Genomic DNA, 24,131 nt, shown 5'->3' on the forward strand with positions numbered 1-24,131 from the left:
ATGGTCTGGGAGCTGCCCTCCGAGCTGGAATGGCTCAAATGGCTTGTCGGGATGGAATGGCCGGACGGTGACCCGGACCAGATGTGGGCGCTGTCCCAGGACTGGCGCGCCGCCGCGAGCCGCTTGGACGAGATCCTCGACAACGAGCTCGTCGCCGCCAAAGAAGCCGCCCTCGCCGCCGCCCCGCAGGGGGAGATCCGGGAGGGTCTGCAGAAGACGTTCGACAGTTTCCTCGTCCCGACAACCCCCGCGGAAGACGATTCATCGCTGAAAGCACTGGTCCGCTTTCTGAACATGACAGCGGATGCGACCTGGGACACCGGCACCGAAATCGAATATGCCAAGCTGATGTTCTGGTCGTCGCTGGTGTTGCTGGCCCTGGAAATCGCGCTGGCATGGATTTTTCCGCCGACCGCCCCCGTGGCGCAAGGGGTGGCCATCGCGGTGACCCGGGTGGTGGTGAGAGGGTTGTTGCAGCGGGCGCTGCTGGCCATCGGCCGGGCCGTCGGCGGGATGGCCAAGCAGCAGCTGCTGAACTTCGGTGTCCGGAAGCTGCCGACTTTCGTCGTGCGGCACGCCGCTATCGATACCACTATCGGGGTCGGCCAGGACTTGGCTGTGCAAGCCTGGCAGGGCGATCGCCGCCGGCACGGTATCAACACCACCCAGCTCGGAATCACCGCAGTCAGTTCGGCGGCCGGTGGCCTGGCGGCCGGGCCGGCGGCCGGGATCGTCCACCAGAACCTGAGCCGGCGACTCGGTGACAGCGTGCCCATGAGGCTGGTGAACGGGACGCTCACCGGTACCGTTGCGGGTGCGATCGGAGGTGTCGCGGGGCTGGGGGCGGCGATCGGTACCCAGGTCGGGATCGACCTGCACGACGGCAAGAGCTGGGAGGAAATCCGGGCGGGCACTCTGTCCATGGACACCCTCGCACCGCAGTTCAGTCCGCTCATGATCAGCGGCGGTGCGGTGAGTGGCGCGTTGACCGGGGGCAACAAAACGGCGGCCGAGCTGCCGCGCTGGGGTCGTAACAGCGAGAGCCATAAGCAGAGATGGGGCAACTTCAGCTTCGGTGATCGGCTGTCCGCCGCCGCGTTCGGGGGAACAGATGATCGCCCGGGCATCGGGTTCAGCGACGGTGGTTCGGAGGGTGATTCCGGGGCCGCCGGATCGGTGGCAGTTGCCGGAGCTGTGGACGGCGGCGGTGTGGCGGGCCTGCAGGTCGACGATGTTATTGCCGGGCCGGCCGGTGACGCGAGGGTGTCGGCGGAAGCCGCCGCCGGTCCGGCCGGTGGTGCGGGCTCGCCGGTGGGAGGCGCTGCCGTCGGGACGGCTGGTGTGGCGGGAGTCGAGGCCGGGTCGGCTGCCGGTGCTACGCGCGGTGTCGAGAGCGTGAATGGTGCCGCCGACCCGGCGGCCACCGCAGCCGGTGCCGCGACTGAACCGAGGTCTGCCGGGGTCGGCGCCTCGTCCGATGTTCGCGAGGGCGAAAATTCCGCGTCGATGGCCGACCGCGATTCGGATGAGGCGTCCGGGAATTCCGCGACAGCCACCCGCGACCCGAAGCCGGAATCCGCGGAGCCGGGAGCTGATACCCGGGTAGGCGAATCGGCGCCGGGCGAATCCGGTGCCGCCACCGGGACCCAGGAAGAATCATCGGCCGGAGAGCCGAATGATCCGACAGCCGGTGCAGGAACTTCCGCACGTACTTCCGCTGCGCCGGACGTAGCCGCCGGGTTTGTCGATCCGGAATCCGGTGCAGGTGCTGCGGTGCTCGCCGACCTCGGCGACGAGATAGCCACTGCGGGGGCGGCGGGTGCGTCGGTGACCGTACCGGGACCGGTCGCCGGTGGCGCGCCGGCCGGTGCGGTGGTCGCCGACCAACCCGGCGGCGGGTCGCCGGCCGCATCGCCGGCGAACAGGTCCGGGACGGTGGGCGCCCGTGTCACGGGCCCTGCTGCGGGGCAACAGGATAGGGGTTCCGCTCCGGCCCGCCCGGGTGTTGTGGACGGGAGTTCGCCCCGGCGGCCCGGCCCGGCTGGAGGATTCGGAAATGATGTGTCCGAGGCGCGGTCCGCAGGACCGGCACCGTCTCCTGGCACCGAGTCCGGGGTTGCGGCTGATAGCGGGGCGGCGGCCGATCTATCCGGATCCGTCGTCGCGGAACCGGTGGCCGCCCGGCATGGAGGTCAGGACGGGGAATCCGGTGGCCCCGCACCCGATGCGGCGATGGTTGCGCCGGCCGGCGCGGGCGCGAACGGACCCGATCCTCGGGACGTGATCCGACGTCCGGTGCCACCGAACGGCGCCGGCTCAGAGCGGTTCACCGCGGCTGAGCACGGCGCACCGGAGGGGGAATCGGGAACCACGGTGGCGCCCCGAACCGGCGGCCGCCGTAGCGACTGCGTGCAGCTGGCGCTGACCGAACTCGCCCGGGAAACGGGTAGCCGAGTCCTCCGGGTGCCGGCCGGGCCGATCGGTCCCGGGGGGATGAAGCTCGCCGAGATCGAGGAGGCGGTCCGCAGCCCACTGTTCGAATTCCCGCCGGCGGACGGGACACAATCCCGCCATCAGCCGATCGCCGATGAGCTGCTGCGGATGGCGGCCGGGCTGGATCCACGGCAGGTAGCGCAGGGCCGGGGGCCGCGGGCCCTCATCGTGGACCGGTACGCCGCCCCCGCGGAGGGGCCGGCGGTGGGCGGCCATGCCTACACGATGACCGTGCGGATGAACAAGGAAACCGGCGAATACTTCGTCCAGGTCTCCGATCCGTCAGCTGGAGTCCGGCGCCGGTTCCCGCCCGATCTGCCGCGCGAGGCCGACTCGGTATCGGCGGTACTGCTGGACGGCGCCGGCCGGCCGGTCCGCCCGAGCTGGCTGGATCCACGGGTCCGGCCGCTGACGGAGCACTATCGAAATACCGACGAACGAGCGATAGTCGCTGACGACGCCTACCGGACAGGCAAGCTGCCCGGCGAATCCCGGGAGCGTTTCGCGGCCCGGCGCGCGGCAGTCCGGCTGGATATCGAAGGGCAGCTCGCGGCGCAGCGTGCGGCCTATCTTCGTTCGCTGCAACACGATGCGTTCAACGGAGACGGGATCGCCGGCTTGCGGCGGTACGACGACCTGATCACCGAGGTCCAGCACGCGGCGAATGAACTCAAAGAGCAAGCCGACGCACAATGGGCGGAGTCCGGGCGGCGGGGCAAGGGTAAGCGTCCGTGGGATGCCGAATGGAACCCCTTCGTCGAGCTGGAACCACTACCCGAGCAGCGGGTGCGTCCGGCGCCCCGGGCATCGCAGACCTCCGCGCCGAAGGAGGTGGACCTCGATGACCGCCGCTCTTCGCCGGCAGCGGCCGAAGCGGCCGTGGCCGGCGATACGGTTGCCGGCCGGTCATTGCGCGCCCGCTATGGTGGCTCGATCACCGATAAGTGGTCGGATCTGATCGATTCGGCAGATTCCACGTGGGATGCCAACCGTGCGATCGGTGCTGAGTTGCAGCACCGATTGCGGGAATTGACCGGCAACGAAGACCTCCGTGTGCAGTTCGATGATCCGAAGCTCACGTCGGAGGTGCTCGCTGAATATGCCCGCGCCATGGTCGTAATGTTCGGAAGGTACCCGCTGGATTCCCTGGATATCGAAGTTTTCCCGCTATGGGACGAGATGCCTTTCTCGGTGACTCCTTCCGATAATCCGCCTTTGCCGGCCGGAAATGAGTTCGCCGACAATCAGGAACAGACGTATGTTCCGGGTATCGCGTTCGACACCCATTATTTTTTCAAATCTGATCCTGCGGCCCCGGACGATGAATACGGCGACTATTTCCTGGCGAATGTGCAGCGGGATGTGACGCTGGGCCGCCTTCCGGAAGCCGTCCTGGACCGCCCGGCATTCGCGGTGGCAGTACTCGCATTCGGTCATGCGCGGGATGTTTCGGTCGGCCGGATGGCGCACCCGGCAGTGGACGAGGTTCTGCGGCAGTCCTTTGCCGGCAGCGGACACCGGCCGCAGCACGGTCCGGAGTTCCGGCGCTGGTTCCGGCAGCTCATGCCCTACGCTTTCACCGACCAGGTCGGCGGTCATCTCGATCCAGCGAAGGCGCTGGCGTCGGCACTGCTGGAAACGACCCTGCGCGGCCGTGCCGCGGACGCATCGCTGATCAGGCTGGCAGAGCTACAGGACGCGCAGGACGGAATCGAACCGCGTACAACTATTCCGGCCGGGGTCGATCCGGTGCGATTGCCCGAACCCGGTAATGCGGCATTGATGCCGCAAACGGTGTTCGACGACGAGTGGGCCGCGCAGCCTACCGCGGCGAAGATTGCGAGTCGCCTGGCGGAAGTGCTCGCTGATATCACCGGTCGTGATATTCGGGTCACCGGATACGACGACGACCTCGATATCGACGTGTTGCGGGAGGCCGCGCGCTCCCTGGAAGAGGTATATCGCGACCTCCCGCATATCCCGGTGCTGGAGACGGCCTTCGCCGATCTCGTCGCGACCGGTCAAAGGCGTTCGGAACATAGATTTTTCGGGGCGACCCGGCCGGGATACGGTGATTCGCCGCCCGGGCGATACGAAGGAGAAGAGGGCCGGAAGCCGCCGCGCCGGATCACGCATACCGAAAGTCTGGTACTGAATCGGGCGTATGCCGAGAATGCGGAGTACTTCTGGCGAAGTGCGATGAATTCCGCCGAGTCCGGCCTGCACCCGGACAGCGGCCGGGCGCGCCCGGTGCGTGCGGTGGTGCTGCACGAGTTCGGGCATGCGGTCGATTTCGCCGGGCACGGGGTGGCACGCAGATCGGTCGGCAATGCGCTGCTGCGCCACTACATGGCGAACCGCCTGGGCCCGGCGAGGGTGGGGGAATACGAGAGTTGGCTGAACGATCAGCTGAGCGGTTACAGCTTCCACGCCGATGGGCGCTTGAATCCCACCGAAGCCATCGCCGCGGCGTTCGCCGATGTCCGCTCGCAGGGGTATGAGAACGCCAACGATGCCGTGCGGATCATCTACGATCTGGCGGTCCGGGCGGCGGACGAGTCGTTGCTGGGGAGGGTGCGCCGGTTCGGCGATCGGCAGCGGTTCGGTGCTTCCGGTTACCGGGTCCAGCTCACCGATGGGAGCATCCGGCGCAACATCCTCTTCCCGGACCGGCAAGTCGACGGTGCAGACCCGATGGGGATCGCGGGCGCGGAGAAGAGCGCCGAATCCGGTGGTGGCGTTGCCGCAATGGCCGAGCCCCGAGGAGATCGGCCACAGCCGTCGGGCCGTAAGACGCAGGACGGGCCGTTGCCGCCGGATGGAGGGGAGCCGGCGGGTGGTTCTGCGAGCGAGGACATGATCCAGCGGGCAGCAAATGATCCCTGGGTACGACGGCGGGCTTCAATACTGTTGGGCGAGGCCTTCTTCCGCGCCACCGGTCCGACCACACCGGACCAGCGCAGTCTGCTCCTCCGCGGTTTCGAGCACTGGCTGCGTATGCGACTACCCGGCGACACCTTCCATTCCGGCGAGGATCCGGGCCGGGAGTTTCCGCTCGGCGCTCTGGATATGCCGAAGGCGCTGGTGGCGGCACACAAAGCCGGACGAGTCAAGGGTCTCGGGGCCCTCAACGCCGCCGAATGGGCGCTCGTCCAACCCATGCTGGAGTTTCTGGGGAAGTCCGGCCCGAGGATGGGATCGGAAAAGGCCCGCTTGCCGGCCGGTGGCTCGGAGGTCGGAAGTGACTCGGCTGGGCCGAAGGCCGACCCTGCTGCGGATGATGAATCTCGCCGCGACCTCATGGCGGCGGCCTTGGCCGATCCCGAGTGGGAGGTCCGGGAAATCCAGACCGGCACCCCGGCCGATCGGGGAGTGGTGCAGCCAGATATTGCACCGCACACCGTGGGCCCGGCTGATGCACGGCCGCTGCCGGAGGCAGGGCGTAGTGCGGAATTGCTCGGGGTACCGGACACTGACGACTGGACTCGGTGGGATCCGGCTCGGGTCGCCGTAGAGCTCCGCAGGAAGTTGTTCGACACCACCGGATCGGATATTCCGGTAGTCGGTTTCGATCCGGATGCGGTGAATACCGAAATCGCGCGCGAATACGCCCGCGCCGTGGTGGACAGGTTCGACGAGGCGCCACACACCCCGTTGGATTCGATCGAGATCGGGCCGATCGACCACGAGACATCCGAACGGGTTCTGGCCGAAGTGCAGTATCGTCAAGTCACTGCGGCAGACGGTACGGTGTGGTTGACCCGGCATCTGGTACTCAACCAGCTGCTCGCCGCGGATCCCGGGAAGATCCGGCGTCTGGTGGACGCCAACGCCGCACTGCACCACTTCGCGGACAGTGCTCGCGCGCGTCCGCTGTACACCGTCATTTCGCATGACTTCGGGCATCTACTGGACCGCGCCGGGACGACCGCCGCCCGGAGACTGGCCGGCAACGCGCTGCTGCAGCACTATATGGCCGAGCGGCTGGGGCCCGATACGGTCGAGGGGTACAACGCCTGGTTGCGAAAGAACCTCAGCGGATACAGTTTCGACCCCGGAACGGGGTGGCTGCTTCCCGGCGAAGCGCTGGCCGAAGCCTACGCCCAGGTGACCGCGGAGGGCCGTGAGAATGTCAGCGCCCCCGTCTGGATCCTGTACGACCTGCTGGTCCGGTCCGCCGATCGGGAAACACTACGCGGCCGGTTCGGTGGGTTCATCGATCAGCTGCGTTACCGCTCGTCGCATTACCGGGTGTCCGACGGGACCTTCGTCCGGGCCCGGCCACCGGTCGGGAAAACCGTCGACGGCGGCAATCCGCGGCGCGAGCGCGAGAGGTCAGCGGACCGGGATGCGGGCGACGAGAGCCGATCGGAACGTGTCGAAGGCATCGATCCGGCCGGCCAGGTCCGGGATCTCCTCACACAGATCGCAACCGGGCGGAAGGCCCTGGAATTTCTCGACGCGAACCCGATGATCCGGACCCATTTCCCACTCCGTGACAAGGACGCGCCTCCTGGAAAGCTGGGTGTCGAGGGGAGTTTCGAATGGCACTTGTTGTCGGTGAAGGCATTTACCGACGGCAGAGGACTGGTCGCGCAGGCCATCACCGCGGTGCACGAATCGGTGCATGCGCAGTACCACGTGAACGGCATCAGCGGTCTCGCGATCGAGCGGCGGCGGACGATGTCCCGCGAAGAATTCGTGGCCGTCATGGTCGACGAGGAAGCGCATGCGGAAGCGCTGGCCATCCGGGCCGGGCAGGAATTTCGGGCGCTGGGGTATCGGGTACCGGAAACTTCTCTGGAGAAGGCGTACGTCTCGGCGACCGGGCAGTACCTGCGTAACGCTCGGCTGACCGAATCGGAGGTGGTCGCCGAGCAGATGCATGAACAGGGTGTCGCCGCCCTGCGTGACCTGGTCGGACTCGAGGTGATCCAGCGGGGGATGGGGTACAACCAGTACTACGGAGAATTCTGGGATCAGGAGAATCCGGCGCCCGGTGATGCCGTGGCCGGTGACGCGGGCTCCGCCGGAGACTACTGGTACCGGCCTGCTGATCCCGCGGTAGCCGCCGAACTGCGCCGGGGTGTGCTGGAACGTCACGATCTCGATCTGCGAAGGAGCGAGTCCGCGGACCGGATCCGGGAACTGGCTGCCGAGCTCGGTTTCGGCACCGAGCTGAGTTCGACGGAGTGGCACAAGGCTGTCGAGACCGAATTACGGCGGCCACCCGGGACGTCGGATGATCCGGTCGAATCCCGGCGGCGCCGGCACGACCTGCGAGTGCTCGACGATCTGATCGCCCGGTCGGCGTGGCTGGAGTCCCTCGTTGCGCATGCTGGGCTCCGCCTCGAGGTGCTGCTGGGACGGGATGTGCTCACCGCGGCAATCCGGGACGAGGCCGCGGCCGGATCCGGTGCGCGGCTGCTCACCGATCAGGTCGCGTATCTGCCGGGTACGCCGGACCGTATCGTGGTGGTGGCCTTATCGGATGGGCACAGCGCGGCGCTGGCCGCGGCCGGCCGGGATCCGGAGACGGCCGCGATTCTGGAGCGCGGTGATATCCAAACGGAGTATCGGCGCGCCTGGCACTACCCGGACGGGTCCTTCCAGGTGGAACTCGTCGAGCACCCTGACCCGCACCGATCGCGTTCCGCCGCGGTGCTCGCCGAACCCGCGTCCGCGGCCGACCGGGCAGCAACCGAGCGGCTGGTACATATCCGCCGTGAGCTCGCCGATACGAGCAAGACCCAGGTCGGTCCCTGGGCCGACACCATTCTGCGGGACTGGGAGGTGCGGATCGAATACGCGACGGGCGCGGACAATCAGTACGATCCGGTGCGCAAGACCCTGGTCCTGGATCCGGGTTTGTCCGACGGTCAGCAGCTTGCCGCCATGGTGCATGCCGCAATCCATATCGAAGCCGCCGGCAGCCGGGAAACCCCGATGGGGACCAGGTTTCGGATGCAGGTCCCACGGTGGGATTACGTCCGCAGTATGCTCGCCGAAGAAGCCCGTGCGCACGCCCTGGAAATCATCGCGATCAGGGAGTTGCGCACTGCCGGTTCCGATATCCCGGAAACCGCCCTGGAAAGGGCCTACACCACCGCATTCGATACCGAACGTGCGCGGCTCGCGGCGAACGATCCCGGCCGCTCGCCTGCCGATCTGGACGCCCTGGCCAATATCGCCGGCTTACAGGCGATACGCCCTGAACTGGCGAACCACCGATTGCCCTCCGGCCGGACTTACGCCGAGTACTACAGCACCGCATGGGAGCAGGCACGTGGTGTGCGCTCGATGGATCGGATCGTCGCCGATACCCGCCTGGCCGGCCCGGCGATATCGGACCGCGGCGACGTGCGTCCGTCGCGGGTGCTGGAAAATTCGGAAACCAGAGTGGTCGAGCAGGTCGAGTACGCGAACGGCGAAATCCTCGTCAAGATCTTCTTCGCCGACCGCGACCGCGCCGTGGCCGCCCTGCTGACCTCGGTTGTCGGCCGGGCAATCGGTGCGCCGGTGCCGCGGGCAGCGTGCGAACTGCAGATGTTCTACCAGCGTATCCCGCTGGGAACGCCGGCCGATCGTGCTTCCGCTGACGTTCCCGGGCTGCTGGCGCGGTATGCCGATACCGACCAGGGATTACTGCTGGGGCTGCTGGATACGGTCACGGGTAACCGAGGACGGTCCGGGGCGGAAATCTATGTAAGACCTGGAAAACAGAAGACTGTTCTCGCTGTCGGCCACTACCGCGCATTCGAGGACGGCGGCGTGGTGCCTTCCGAGATAGGCCCGTTCTCCGGCTATCTGCTGCGCCACACCGGCGACGGTGCCGTCGAATACCAGGACAACCAGGTGTTGTCGGCGGCTGCGGTCGACGACTTCATCGAACGATTCGCGACGACCCACCCGGTATTCGAACAGTACGACAAGCTCGACTGGTACGACCAGGGTATGGCGCGGCTGCGGCAGATCCGCGCCCACGCCCTCGGACAGGCCGACAGTGCTGTGGAACTGGATCGGATCGGGGTTGTCGGCTCGATCGAGGACAGTTACCTCAATCAGTACGGGGCGGGGGACGGATTCGGAGTCTGGGCAACGGTCGATTCGGCCGGAGTGGTGCGGGCCGAGATCCGTTCCGGGGAAAACACTCCGCGCGGCGCGGATATGTTCAGTGATATCTTGCGCAATCTCAGTCATCTGGCCACCGAATTCCGGGTCGACTGGATCGTGGCCGATGGTGTGCCGGGCGACGGCGGAGACGGTATGCCGAGCCCGATGGTCACCGGGGACGGGCTGGTCGATGCCGGTGTCGCCGAGCTCGCGGCCGAACACGGGTTCACCCGGATCGAGATCGGTTCGGCGGAGAACGCCGGACAGCTCGCGGAACGCCCTTCTGCTGTCGTGCGCTTCCTGCGTCCGGAGAATCCGGTCGCGGCCGGCACGGAACCGGTCGCCGGGCCCGAGGTGGTATCGGATGACTCGAATGCCGGGAGACCGGGCGACGAACCGGCCACACCGGCGAACCCGGCGGATGAGCGTGCCAGGCACATTCCGGACACTGCCCGGGATGACGTGCCGAAACAGCGGGAAGATTTCTCGGGCAAGTCTCCGGCCGAGGTCGGGCGACTACTGCGGGATCTACTGGCCGGCCGGGAACATCCCGTCGAGGTGTTCGGGTTCGACACACTGCCCCTCGATACCGCGCCGGATGTACAAGACATGGCCCGCGACATGCTGCGGATGCTCGAGCTGAACCCGCAACTGGATGTGCGGCAGATCGGTTTCGGCCCGACGCGGAACCGGTACGACGTGCGGGTGGCGGAAACCGATACCGGGCATCGCTACACCGAAGCGATCGTCTTCGGAATCGGCCAGTTCATCAGACCCGGCGGGGATACAGCCACCGGCAACTACTTTCACGAAATGATCCGGCAGGATATCGACAACGGGATCCTTCCGGAAATATCTGCCGCGCAGCCCGGTCCCGCGCTCGCGGCCCGGGCATTTGCACACGCATTGGATCACGCGGGCGGATATCTGGCTCGTGAAATGGTGCATGCCGAACTGACCCATTGCTTCCGCGACAACCGGCCCCGTAAGTACCTGAGCCGCGAACGGTGGAGCCTCGACGGCCCGAACTATCGCCGCTGGCTGAAGGAGGTACTACCGCAGTCGAGTTTTGTGGACAGCTGGCACGATATCGTTCCAGGGAAGGCACTGATAGACGGATTCACGGCGAACTGGGTCGCCGCGAATTTCGGCGGCTTCGCTCAGACAACAGCGCAGGACGCGGCGAACCGGACACTGGCCGGCCTGCTGGCCGTCCAGGACGGAGTGGAGCCGCGTCCGCTCGACACGGAACATGCGGAGCCGTTGCCGTTGCCCGAACCGACCCCCGCGCAGATACTCGGCGCGGTGGACGAATCCGGTGCGCCGATAACGGATGGTTTCTTCGAGAAATCCTCGCCTGAAATATCTGAAATTCTGACGGATAAGCTCGAGGAAATTACCAAGAAACCGGTAGTCGTCTATGGGTTCGATGAAAGTATCGATCCAGAGGTTGCCGGTGAGATTGCGCGTTTCATGGTGGACCGCTTCGAAACCGATGACTTTGTTCACGTTCCCGCGGTGGGTATCGGACCGATCGAGCCCGAGCCGAACCTCAACCATTACGTTTTGGCCCGGACATATCCGGGTTCGCCGCCGGTGACCGAAGGCGAATCCGCCGAGCTCGATGGGGACCGCCCGGTCTCCGTGGAGCGTATCCAGTTCAACTCCGAGGTGGCCGAGAAGGCAGAGTTCTTGCGCAGGGGTGTCGACAATGCCGTGGAAGTGCGGCAGCTCGGGCGGGATGCCGGTGCACGACCGGTGTGGTGGTTAGGCGGACACGAGTGGGGGCACGTCCTCGACGCCGCGGGGGCCGGCGAGTTCCGGACGAAGATCGGTGACGTGCTGCTCGGTCTCTTCATGCACCAGCATTCCGGGAATCAGACGATCTCTGACTACGTCATCTGGCTGAGTTCGAACCTGAGTGGTCACAGCATCACGGACCTGCCGGACCGTTGGCAGATCGATCCGCGCGAAGTCGGCCCCGACGCTGTCCCCGAGGTGTTGTGGCGTGGCCGCGAGAACGTCGGTGACGACGAGGTGATCGCGGTTGTCTACGACCTGCTGAGAGAGCTGGCGCGGGCGCAGCACACCAACGGGGTACCGAGCGCCCGGCTCACCGAACTTCTGGCCCTGCGCGGGACCTACCGCCTCGAGGCCACCGGCGAGATCATCAACGGCCTGGACCCATTTGCCGCGATCCCCCGCGGCGAGGTAGGCGGCGTCATTGTCGGACCCGATATTCCGGCAGTGGTGGATGGGGGCCGTAGTCTCACCCCGGCCATTCCGGACATCCCGGATACCCCGGACGCTTCGGACACCCCGGACGCTTCGGCGCCCCGCTTTGCTCCGGAACTTCCGACTGCTTTGCAGGACGACCGGATACTGCTCCCGCCCACCGGTTCCGGAGACGCCCGGAGCGACCTGGTGGCGGTTGCCCTGGACGACCCGGAGCAACAGATCCGGAGCTTGCTGGCCCTCACTCCGACCGGCCGGGAAATTCTGGCGATACTCGGTGACCGGCGGATCCGTACCGACTTCGTGCCGTACGGAACGTTCGAAGTGGGCAACCACGACAGGGTTCTGGGCCAGTACGTGACGCGGTCGCTGACCGCACGTGTGCATACGGCAGAGGCGGATCTGCTCACGCAGGGGCTGACACTGGCACACGAAGCGGTGCACGCGCTGTACGACATCGATGGTGAGGTCGCCGATCCGGCCGGAATGGGCCGAGCGGACTACATTGCGGCCCGGGTCGGTGAGGAGACCGACGCCGAAATATTGACGGTCCGGCTGGCGGCCGAATGGCGCGAGCTGGGTTATCCGATACCGCCCTTCGCCGGCGAAAATGTTTACTACGCAGCGGTAACCGAACAGGCCGGCGATGCCGGCACACCTGATGCCGCCTCGTCCGATGACGCGGCAGTACGGTCTCATGAGCGCGGTGTCGCGGCAGTACACGCGATGTACCGGGAACATCACGCCAGAAGGTACGGACGAGTGTGGGATGAAGCCCACAGCGGCAGGGGCAACCCTGTTCCCGCCGGCGAGCGGTATCGATCCACCGGTCCGGAATTCGACGCGGAACTGCGGCGTGGCCTGGTGGACTGGAAGGATGCCGATCTGCGGTGGGAGGCTGCCGGGGCCGCGGTGGCACAATTGTCTTCCCTGCTCGCTGTTGATCCGCTGCCCGCCGACCCGGCTGCGTCCGGCGGGACCGAGACCCCACTGCAGCGGGTGGAGCGGGAGCTGGCCACCACCGAATCAGCGGAAGACCGAGCGGAATTGCGGCGGCGCCGGCACGAGTTGCACCGGCTGGCCGATCTGCAGAACGACTCGTTGCGACAGGCGGCTCGATTCCGTACCGAGCAGCACGCTGTGCACACCCTGGTGGCGCGGGATGTGCTGGCAGCGGCGGTGCGGGATCTCCCAGGTGCCCGAGTGCTCACCGATAACGTCGCTTACCTGCCGGGGGAACCGGATCGGCTGGTGATCGTCGCGCGCACAGGTGATCACGATCGGGCGGTGGCGGTAGCGGCGCAGCTGTCCGGCGATATCGTGCACCGAGCCGATATCGCTCGCGAATACCGTGACGTCAGGGTTGGGCTGGACGGGCAGGTCAGGGTGACGGAGGTCGACGAGCCGTCTCCGTCACTGCCGGAGGAGCCGTTGCGAGATCTTCCTGTCGCGGACGTGGCGCAGCGGGCTGCGGACAGCGAAACCGGCCGGATCCGCCGGCTCCTGGCCCGGGCCGATGTCGGTGCGTGGGCCGATGCGGTGTTGCGGGAGCACGATATCCGGATCGAGTACCGGTCGTATGCCGTCGACCGGTACTACCCGGAGCAGCGGCTGCTGGTGCTCGATCCGGGCGGGTCCGACGGTGCCCAGATGGCGGCGATGGTGCATACCGCGGTGCACGCCGACATCGCGGCACAGCAGGCGGCCGGAGAAGCAACGCTGTTCGGGCTGGCGGCTTCCCGCGCGGACTATATCGATCGGATGATCGAGTATCAGGCGCGGGCACAGGCGATGGAGGTCGTGGCGCTCCGGCAGTTGCGGGCGCTGAGCGATAGCGCGCTCTCGGCTGCCGAGATTCCCGAGGCTGCGTGGGAGCCCATCTACGGCGCGGCTTTCGAGCGCCAGGTGGCGGCCGGGGACGGCTCGCCCGAGGTCTTGCGGGCCGGCCACGATGCCGGGGTGGCGGCGCTGCGGCGCGAACTGCCCGGGCTCGAAGTATCGCCGGACCGCACGTACGCCGAATTCTTCGGCGCGGCATGGGATTACCTGCACGGTACGAGTCCGGTGGCTGACGAGCCGGAGAACACCGCGAGTGAGGCGGCCGATCCCGAGCAGCCTCTCGTTCCGCGGCTCGGCCTGCCGGACCCGGACCTGCCCGACGACCGGGTACCGCCGGTTCAGGACGGATTCGAACCGACCACTGTGCCACCGGCGGGCGAAAGTGACGGGCATATACCGGGACAACCGGTCGAATTTTCGGGCCGGCCGCCGGCCGAGGTCGGCGTGGAATTGCAGGAACTGCTGGCCGATCGGGTTCATCCCATCGAAGTGTTCGGGTTCGACAAATTACCCGATGACGACCCGCCGGCGATACGGGATATGGCCCATGCCGTGGCGCGACTGTTCGCGCTGAATCCGCAGCTGGATGTGCGGTGTATCGGCTTCGGCCGGATACCGGACCGGTACGAAGTGCGGGTAGCGGAAACGGATACCGGCCACCGATTCACCGACGCCATCATTTTCGGAGTCGACCAGTTCACCAGGCCGTATTTCGATACAGGTACCGAGGATTACTTTCTGGCCGGGATCCAGCAGGATATCGCCGACGGTGTTCTTCCGGTAACTTTTGCCGATCGGCCCGCCGACGCACTCGTTGCTCAGACGTTCGCCCACGCATTGGATCATCACGGCGGCTATCTGGCGCGCGATCTCGTCCACGCCGAACTGACCCACCATTACCGGGACAACCGGCGCCTGCCGAACACCGTCGGTGAGCGGTGGCGGCTCAGCGGGCCGGGCTATCGGACCTGGTTGACGGAGGTGCTGCCGCACACCAGTTTTCCGGACGAGTGGAATGATGTCCTTCCCGATAAGGCGCTGATCGACGGATTCGTCTCGAACTGGGTCGAATACCGGAACGCCGACACACACTTCGACCCGGAACACGTGGCGGTGAGCCGGAAACTGGCCGAGCTTCTGGTCGCACAGGACGGTGTGCAGCCGCGGCTGCTCGACCCGGACCATGCGGTGCCCCTGCCGTTGCCCGAACCCAGCGCTGCGGAGATGCTCGGCGCCCTGGACGACTCCGGTGCCCCCATCCAGGACGAATTCACCGGAAAATCTCAGCACGACGTCGCGAGCATACTGACAAGAAAGCTACAGGAGATCACGCGAAAAGAGGTCGTGAACTTCGGGCCCGGTATTTACGATGTTTCCACCAGAACATCTCATTCGGAAATCACGGATGTATCGGGTAGGGTGCACAAGCTCGAGGGAAGTGCCATTATTGTCTATGGTTTCGGGACGCGTATCGATCCGGAGATCGCCCGTGAATGGGCACGCTTCTTCGTGAATGGATTCGATAAAGACAAACTGATGGATGTTCGTGCAGTGGGTATCGGATTTCCGCTGGCCGCCCGCTTCCCCGGTGTCCTGGCGCGGACATTCTATGGCGTTACGCCTTTTGTCGTCAGGGGTGATCCGACCGAGCCCGATTACAGTCGCCCGGTCTTCGTGGATAAAATCGCACTCAACCCTGCCTACACCGAGAATGCGGAATTCTTCCGAAGAATTTTCGACCGCGCCGTCGAATCGGGGAATTTCCGGCCGCAGGCCGGCCTCCGCCCGGTGTGGTGGTCCGGCGGGCACGAATGGGGGCACGCCCTCGAGGTCGCCGGGAACGGCCTGTTCCGGATGCTGGTCGGTGATGTGCTGCTGGGTCACTACATGACCAATCGTCTGGGGGAGCCGACGAGCTTGGATTACTGGGCCTGGTTGAAACGGCATCTGAGCGGCTACAGCTTCAAGGACGGTCGGATCGATCCGGTCGAAGCCGGAGCCGAAGCCGACGTCGAGGTGTGGTCGCGTGGTCGCGAGAACATCATCGACCGGGAAGCGGTCGGCATTGTCCACGATCTGCTGAACGAATTGGCGCAGTGGTACCGAAACGACCGGGTGCCGAGCGAACGGCTGGTCGAACTTCTGGAGCTCGGCCGGGTCTACCGCGCGAGGACCGGCGAGGAGGTCATCGACGGCCTGGACCCCCTCGCCGGCCTGCGCAGGGGCGGGGACAGCGGGATTGCCGGACCCGCCGTCTCGATGGCAGTGGACGGGACCCCGGGCGGGACACCGGACGACCCCTTCGATACCGAGCTCTGGGGGGCGCCGACCGACGACGTGTGGGCGGGGGAGAAGGACCCGGTGCGGGTCGGCCGGATGCTGGAAGAGTTCCTGCGGGAGAGACCGGATGATCCCCGTGATGTCGAGATTGTGGGGTTCGAACTGGTCCCGCCGGAGGGCGTACGGGTGGTGCACGAATATATCCGGGCGGTAGCCGATCACGATCGCCACAACCCCGACTCCGCTCTGGGTTTGATCGGATTCACCGAGGCTGCCCCCGAGGGCATCGATCCCGAATACTGGCGGACTGCGTACAGCGCGACTCTCAACAGGACCGAGCCGGCCACCCGGGATCGGGTCCGGGCCGAGGTCTGGTTCAACCCCGCCATGCTTACCGGTTCCAATGCTTCCGCGCTGGAGGCTCGCGGCATCGAAGTCAGCGGCCACCGGCCGCAGGGTCCGTTCCTGCGCCCCGCCTATTCGATAGCTGCCTACGCACTCTCGAATGTGGCCGACGTGCACGAATTCGAGATCGCCGCCGATGACGTACACAACTATGCGGTACGGAACCAGGTGCTCTACCACTACTTACGCGATCTTTCGGGCCCGGCAACCGATTCCGCATACCAGCAGTGGATCCGCGACAACCTTCCCGGTGCCAGGCCGGCCGGCGAGACCTGGACCGACGAACACGAGGACTCGGTCGAGCACGGTGCCGGGCCGGCGACAGCGCACCCGGACAGAGTCGATGATCTGGTCCAGCTGCTGGCGGCACTGGATTCCGCTGCGGACGGGAACGCAGCCGCAGATGTCGACCGTAGTGTTCGAGGCCCGGTGCGGTCACCCGATCCCGACTCTTCCCGGCTGCCCGGGGAGGCCGGGCCGCCGTCTGCGGAACCGGCTGTTCCGCGTGCGGATACTTATGCACGATGGTCCGGGCTGAGCCCGGAAGCGGCGGGTGCACAACTTCAGCGGATGGAAAAGGTGGAGGTCTTCGGTTTCGAGGGCCTGGACCCGGCGGTAGTGTCCGAAAACGCGCGCGGACTCACCGATACGCTCGCGCGGCTCGGGGAACTCGGCATCAGTCCGGACATTCGGCGGATCGGATACGGACCGGTTCCCGACGGCATGCTGTCGATCGCGCGTCCCGGCATCGCCCCGGAGACCGGCCGGCGGTTCGTGGATGTGATCTTCAGCGCCGAATTCGCCCGGGACGCTGCCGGGTACTGGGAGGCAGTGGCCGGGCAGTATGCCGGGTTCGGTCCGCGCAGTGCGCATCGCATCAGCCCGTACGCAACAGGTGTGCAGGCGATCGGCCAGGCCATGGTGCACGGTGTGAACCCGGCCGCCGCCGATAAGGTCGAACCGTTGCTGAGTCTGTTCTACCGGACCCGGCCCGAACTCTCGGGTGAGCAGAGCGGGATCGGTGTGCTCGGCTGGCTCGCAGGCAATTTCACTGGTTATGCCTTCACACCCACCACCCTGTTCGACGGGTTCCGGGCACTGACCGACGCCTTCACCGAGATGATGCTCGATGGGCCGGGCCGGGTCGGTGAGCCGGTCCGGCTGGCCTACGAACTGCTGCTCGGACCGGATGACGATCAGGTGATCCACCGGCTGCTCGGCTCGCCTCCGGAACCGGGCCGGCCCCGGGAAACCGTCGAGGTGAATCCCGAGTATCTGGGCGGACCGTGGCCGGTTCCGGATACCGATACCGATACCGAGCACCGGCTTCCCGGCTCGGGCGATAGCGGCGCGGGAATTGCGGCGGACTCCGTGCCCTACGGTGGGGCCCCGGAAGCGGACGTCTACCCCGATCGAGGACCACGAGCGATTGCCGAACGGCTACAGGCCGAGCTGCGGGAGCTCACCGGCAATCCGCGGTTCGAGATAGTCGGGATCGACCCTCCTGGGGTCGGCGACGAGCTGAATCCGGGTATGGTCCGGGAACTGGCGCGGGCGTTGACCGAGATGTTCGGATTGTCTCCCGCGGTGAATCTCCAGTTCGCCGGCTGGGCGTCTGCCGCGCTGCCCGACGGCCGGTTCGCGATCGTGGTCAACGAGACGGATCCGGGCACGGGGGAGGTCCGGCGCGGTCTGCTCTTCGATCCGCAACGATTCGGCCGGGTGGTGGCCGGATCCGGGGACAACCCGCACAGTTTCCTGGAGTACATCGCCGAGCAGGTCGGCATGGGCCGGTATTCCGATATCGTCTTCGAGGATCCGGTGTATGCGGCGGTGGTGCATGCGTTCGGCGAGGCCATTGATTACCCGCATCAGCGGGCGGCCGAAATTGCGATCAATGCGGAACTTCGGCACCTCTACGAGGAGACCGATCCGCGGCGGGGTGACCCGGATTACGAGGACTGGCTTGCCAGGGTCTTGCCCGGGAATCGCCAGGGCCCCCAGGGGGTGCTCCCGGACAGTGTCATGGGGAGTGTGCTGACCGAGGTCGCAGTGCACGGTGATCATGTCAGTGAGTTCGCGCAGACGCTCTACACCGTGTTGTGGTTGTCCCATCGAGACAAGCTGCCTGCGCCGTGGAGTGATTGGCCGAACCCGGATGCCGTTCGAGACCCGCGGTTGGATTGGGAACCGGGTACCGAGTATTCGGACGCGGAATGGCTCGGTGTGCCGGCGGACGACGAATCGTTCGACGTGCCGACCGTGGAAGAAGTCGGCGAACTACTCCAGCGCAGACTGCGGGATCTCGGCAAACGGACGCAGGTCTACGGCTTCCACACCGAACTGAGAAATAAGGAATTCCGGGTCACGGGTGAGCGGGAACCCGGGCCGCTCATCGCGAATCTCGAGAAAACAAAGGAACTCGCGCGGGGGTTCATTCGCTTTGTCGAGGATCACCCGGAGTACGAAATCGGCCACTTCCGGATCGCACCGGTGGGCCGCGGCACGGATGCCGTGACAAGGGCTCCGCGGGACCCGAAGATCGGTGTTCGGGTTATCGAGTCGATCGACTTCAGCCCGGAGCTGGTGGCCGGATCCGCCCGGCGAACCACCGAATCGGCCCAGTTCGCGACGCTGACCGGGAATAACAATCCGAGTATGGCCCGCCGGCCGATACAGGCGCTGCTGTGGAGCCAGCTCGCGGAGGCAGTGCTGGCCAGAGGTAATGATGTCGCGCGGGAGGTCGCCGAACCAGCGGTACGGCAGTGGTACGAGATGGTGGCTGCCTCGCCGACCGAGGCGGGCTTCCGGGAATTCACCCGCACCCAGCTCGACCAACTCAGCCACGCACCGGAACACGGGAGCATCGACGGCTACGTGGACGGTGCGTTCTATCCGGCGGGAGCGCTGCGGCAGGCCGTGCAGGCGGTGGCTGTGCTGGGCGCGGCGAATGTTCCACCGCTGGTGAAGTTCCTCAACGACCTGGCGTTCCGGACAGCCGAACGGCAGGACGACCCACCCGGTTCCGTGCGGGATCACCTCCGCCGGATCACCGACCGGATACAGTTCGGCGCGCCACTGCGCACCGGGACGGTGCCGGCGCTGCGGGTGCTGGGGAACGCCGGCACCGGACTGGTAGCCGATGAGGTACCGGATGAGGCGACCGCGGCATCGGTGAGCGAGTTGCTGGGGGTTCCCGCCGATGATGTGTGGTCCTTCCGGACCACCGCATCGGCGGTCGGGGCGGATCTCAGCGCCCATCTGTCGGCCCCGGTGGAGGGTTTCGCCGATGATGCGGTGGATGTGGAGGTGGCGCGGGAGTTCGTACGTCCGCTGGCCGATGGTTTCGACAGGTATTGGCCGTCCTGGGTGGCGATCGACGGCATCGTCATCGGGGAGGTGCCCGACGGTGCGATTGCTCGCACCACGTTCCGGCGGGATCCGTTGACCGGTGCGGTGCGCGGAGTGACGATCACGCTGAGCGCCGAGTATGCCCGCGATGCGCGCACGCTGCGGTTCGCGGTGCTGGCGAAGGCAGGCCCGAAGCAGGGAGGTACTGACCATTGGGCGCTGGAACACCGGCCGGTGTATTCGGTGGGGTTGCGCGAGTACGCCCGGGTGCTCCGTGCCGCGGGCGGGGGACGCGGCGACGAGGAGCTGGCGAAATGGCTGTGGGTCGAACCCGGCCCCGGTGATTCGGGTAGCGGGCACTGGGATGTCTACCCGGACAGTCCCGAACGGGCCGGGAGCTTCACCGGATACGTCCGGGTCGACGAGAGTGCGGATCCGGACCGTCCCCCGGTGGACCTGGCCGAGGCCGCGGTGGACGGGTTCGTCGAATCGGTGCTGGGCAGCCGCGGTATCAGCGGTACGCACTGGACGGCATTCGACACCTTGCTCGGGGCAGCGGAACGGGCCCGGGCGCTCGGGCCGCTCGGGCGGCTCGCGGACGCGGCATTTCGAACCGGTGAGTTCGACGGTCCGGCCGATGCCACCGCCGGGATAGCCGATTCCGCCCTGCTCGCGGCATTGACAGAGCTCGAATCCGCGGTGCGGGCGGTCGAGGGTGACACCGCGATGCTGGTCGATGCGACGGAACCGGACGTGGCGGACGCTGACCCGTTTTTCGGACAGGAGCCGCATCGGGTGCAGGAGATCCTGCAGGAGGTACTGCGCGAGCACACCGATACCGAGCCGCGGGTGGTCGGGCTGGCATCCGATGATCTGGATCCCGCACGCGTCCAGGAATTCGCGCGGGCGCTGGCCGATACGTTCCGCCGGCTCCCCGGTACAGACGTGGACGAGGTCGGTCTTCTGGAGCAGTACTCCGACGGGTTCCGGGAAAACACCCGGGACGGTTTCGCGGCATCGATTCGCTATTCGGACCCCCATACCGGTGAACCGCGCCACCGACTGGTCTTCGCCATGGAATTCTTCCGTAGGCCGCCGGCTGCCGATATCGATAACGGATCCGATGCGTTTCTCCGTTTTGTGCAGGACAGGGTTTCCGACGGCCGGTATCCGGAAATGGTCCAGGAACGGCCGGTCTACGGCGCAGTGGTCCACGGCGTCGGCCGCGCTGTCGGATACCGGGACCCTGCGGCTGTTCGCAGCGACCTCGCGGCCATAGCGCAGGACCACTACAACACTCATCCCGAACTATGGGATATCGAATACGCGGACTGGTGGCGGCAGATCCTCCCCGGACACGATCCCGCCGACCAGCAGATATCGCCGGAGAACGCCATGGGAGCTGTTCTCCTCGCGGTAACGCTGCGCGGCGAGACCGGGGCACCGGCACCGCTGGCAGCGATCTACCGGCTGCTCGAATCGAGTCATCGGGCGGAGCCACCGGCCCCGGATGGCCCGTCGAGCGACGGCCTCACCGGAACGAAAGGTATCGACGACCCACCTTCGGGCCGTGGGGAGGCCGGGGCGGACGCCCCGATACCCAGGGAAAGCACGCCGGACGATGCGATCGAACCGGCGCCTCTGACACCCGGGGACCCGGGTTGGCGTTTGCTGCGCCTGCGGGACGAGGTCGAGCTGGCGCGGGAGTTGTATCACCGGCCGGAGACCAGCAGGGCCGCGGTCGCGATGCTCGATCGGCTGCACGAGGTTCTCACCGCGCTGCATCCCGGCGCGACGCGAGCCGAGATCGATAGCGCCTTCTTCGCGCCGGAGAATACGGAGGCCGGCGGGATGGTGCCGCGTTCGGTATTGCTGGACGAGCTGCGGCACGACGGGAACCCGCGTGAATTGATGGCTGCGGTGTACAACGCCATGCTGCGGAGCGGTGAGCTTGCCGAGAATCCCGCGACGACCACGCTGGATGACGGTGTGGCCGCGTTGCTGAACGAAGAGAATTGGCGCGAGAAGGCCCAGCGGTTGGGGCTCGATGCCGACGCTTTGGCGCAGGTGCGTACGTGGATCACCAGCGACGACCCACAGGCGGCGATCGGAAAAAGAGATCTTCGTGATGTGCGGAACACCGTGCGATACGATGAAGATCGTGAGGTCGCGGACGAGCGCACCCTGAGCACTGCGGAAGAAAGGGAGCGGGACCCGCGGGAACAGGTTCGGCGGGGGCTCACCGTCCAGGATTGGGCATTGCTGGGCATGCCGTTGTCACCGCGGGAATTGGCGGCGATTCCGGGTGAGCTGATCGCGCTGCGCAAGTCCCGGCTCGAGGCCGGGCGGGTGCTGCCGCGTGATGCCCGCGGGCGGGTCGATACGGACGCGCTGGAGTCCGAGCTCGCGGCGGCGGACGAGACATTCCGCTTCGCTGTTCCGCTGTACGAGTACGACAGCAACGGCCGCCGGATGCGGGATGAGGCGGGGACTGCGGTGGTATCCGGTGTGCTGGTGTACCGCGAGGTGGCTCCGGTCGACGCCGAAACCGCGTTGCGTCTCGATCCGGGCGAGTTCGCGGTGCCGCTGCCGTGGGGTCCCGGTGTGTCACGAGTGACCCTCGCGAAGGACGGTGAATGGTTCCGCGAGGTCGGGGTCGAGCAGGGGATTCCGCTGCTGGCGGGACTTTCGGGGACGGCCGCGCGGATCGCCGCCCGATTCGTGTGGTTGCGGCCGCCGGGTGTTACCGAGACCGATATCGCGGGGGCGATTCTGGCTGTCCTTTCACCCCAGCACCATTCGCTGTACGAGCAAGTGCGCGGGATGCAGATGTCGGGCCTGCGACTCGTGGACGACGCGGTGTTGCGGTCGCCCGACGGTTCGGCCGGGGAGTTGTATCGGGCGGTGTTCGACAGGTTCGGTGTTCCCGCGCCGGCGGGCCCGGCACGAATCGCTCCGCTTCTTGTCGAAGGTATCGGTGCGAAATCGGGCACACCGGATGAAGCCCCCGCGACCGGTGGGGAGGTTCGCCGACCGGGCGAGCCGGGTTCGACCGCGAAAGCAGTAACGAATGCTTCCCGCCGGGCGGACATCGGCGGCACCGGTGATCCGGGGCGAGGCCAGTATTCGCGCAGTCGTGCCCACTACGCGACGAGGGAGCCCGAACTGCCGGCCGATACCCGGCCACGCGGGAAGTCCACCGAACTCGTGCTGGACGCAGAAGGATTGCTCCGGGACGCGGCCGGTGAGCTTTACACCGGATCGAAGGCGGATGCGTTCGTGATGAACGCGGTGGGTCGATTCCGGACGGTCGAGGCAGCCTTCGGCCACGGTGAGCTGGTCGCCGAGTACGCACAGTCCACGGATCCGGTCGACGCGGTGGCGGGTTTCGGTATGTGGGAGGTGAACGCGGGCAGGGTGACCTTCTTGTGGCCGGACGGGGCGGGAAGGTTTCGCGACGCCGGTTTCGACCCGCTGTATACCGCACAGGTGCTGGACCAGCTCCGGCGCCATGGTGTCGATCTGGCGCAGGCGCGCTTCCGGAGTAGCGCGCGGGGGGCGCTGTGGCATCCGGAAATCGGCACGCCCACTCTCGGCAGAGTGCTCGAGGGGGGCGGGTCCGTCTTGCTGGCCGAGACGGGTTCCGGGACTGCGGAGCGGGCGGGGTTGCTGGACGGATTCGGTGACGGGTTCGCGATCCGCGCCGAGACGGTCGAGTCCGCGGACGGGCTGGTCCGGGTGGCGCTGGCCGTCGAACCCGTCCGCGGGGAGCCCGGCCGGGTTGTGCTGGAGTTGAGCGCCGGGGAGGGCGTGCGATATGCAGAGGTCGAATCGGGCTCGGAGCCGGAGCGAGTGAATGCGGCGCTGAACGTGCTGGACGAGAAGCTCGCCGAGTGGCTGGGGTATACCCCGCAGGGGCGCAACATCTCCGACAGCGTCACCGCAGTAGGTGACGACGACGCTGCCCGTGGTGAGGGGCATTCGGAAGCCGATCCGCTGGGTGTCAGGACCGAGGACAAGTGGTCGGACGTGCCACTGGAAAAGATCTGGCCCGAACTTCAGGCGATGCTGGGGCGGGTGCTGCCCGGCCGCGCTGTCGAGCTGTTCGGGTTCCCGGGGCAGTCATCCGGAGTGAACGCCGACCTGCTCGATTCGGACGCGCCGACGGAGACACTCGATGTGGTGGTGCTCCGTGAGTACGCGCGGGTACTGGAGAGCAGCTTCGGTGAGTCCCGGAATGTAGATGTGCGCGGGATCGGGTTCGCCGAATTGGCGCCGGACCGGATAGCGCAGACCAAGACCGCGATCGATCCGAAAACCGGCCGGATGTACATCGAATCGATCACCTTCAATACCCGGTTTGCGGCGGATGCGCAGCGGTTACAGCAGTACATCGCCCAGGAGGTCGAGGACGG

Annotated in this window: 1 protein-coding gene (running past one end of the window); it reads left to right on the forward strand. The window is 66.7% G+C overall.

Translation table 11 applies throughout. The features are described from left to right. Positions 1-24,131, forward strand: partial view of a hypothetical protein gene (locus tag ACIA75_RS17065; RefSeq protein ID WP_397104780.1) — the 5' portion only. The gene runs 4,648 nt beyond the window's last position; the window shows 24,131 of its 28,779 coding nt (coding positions 1-24,131); the start codon lies at positions 1-3; the stop codon falls past the right edge of the window.

It is taken from the genome of Nocardia sp. NPDC051750 (genome assembly GCF_044453135.1).
Classification (GTDB): domain Bacteria; phylum Actinomycetota; class Actinomycetes; order Mycobacteriales; family Mycobacteriaceae; genus Nocardia.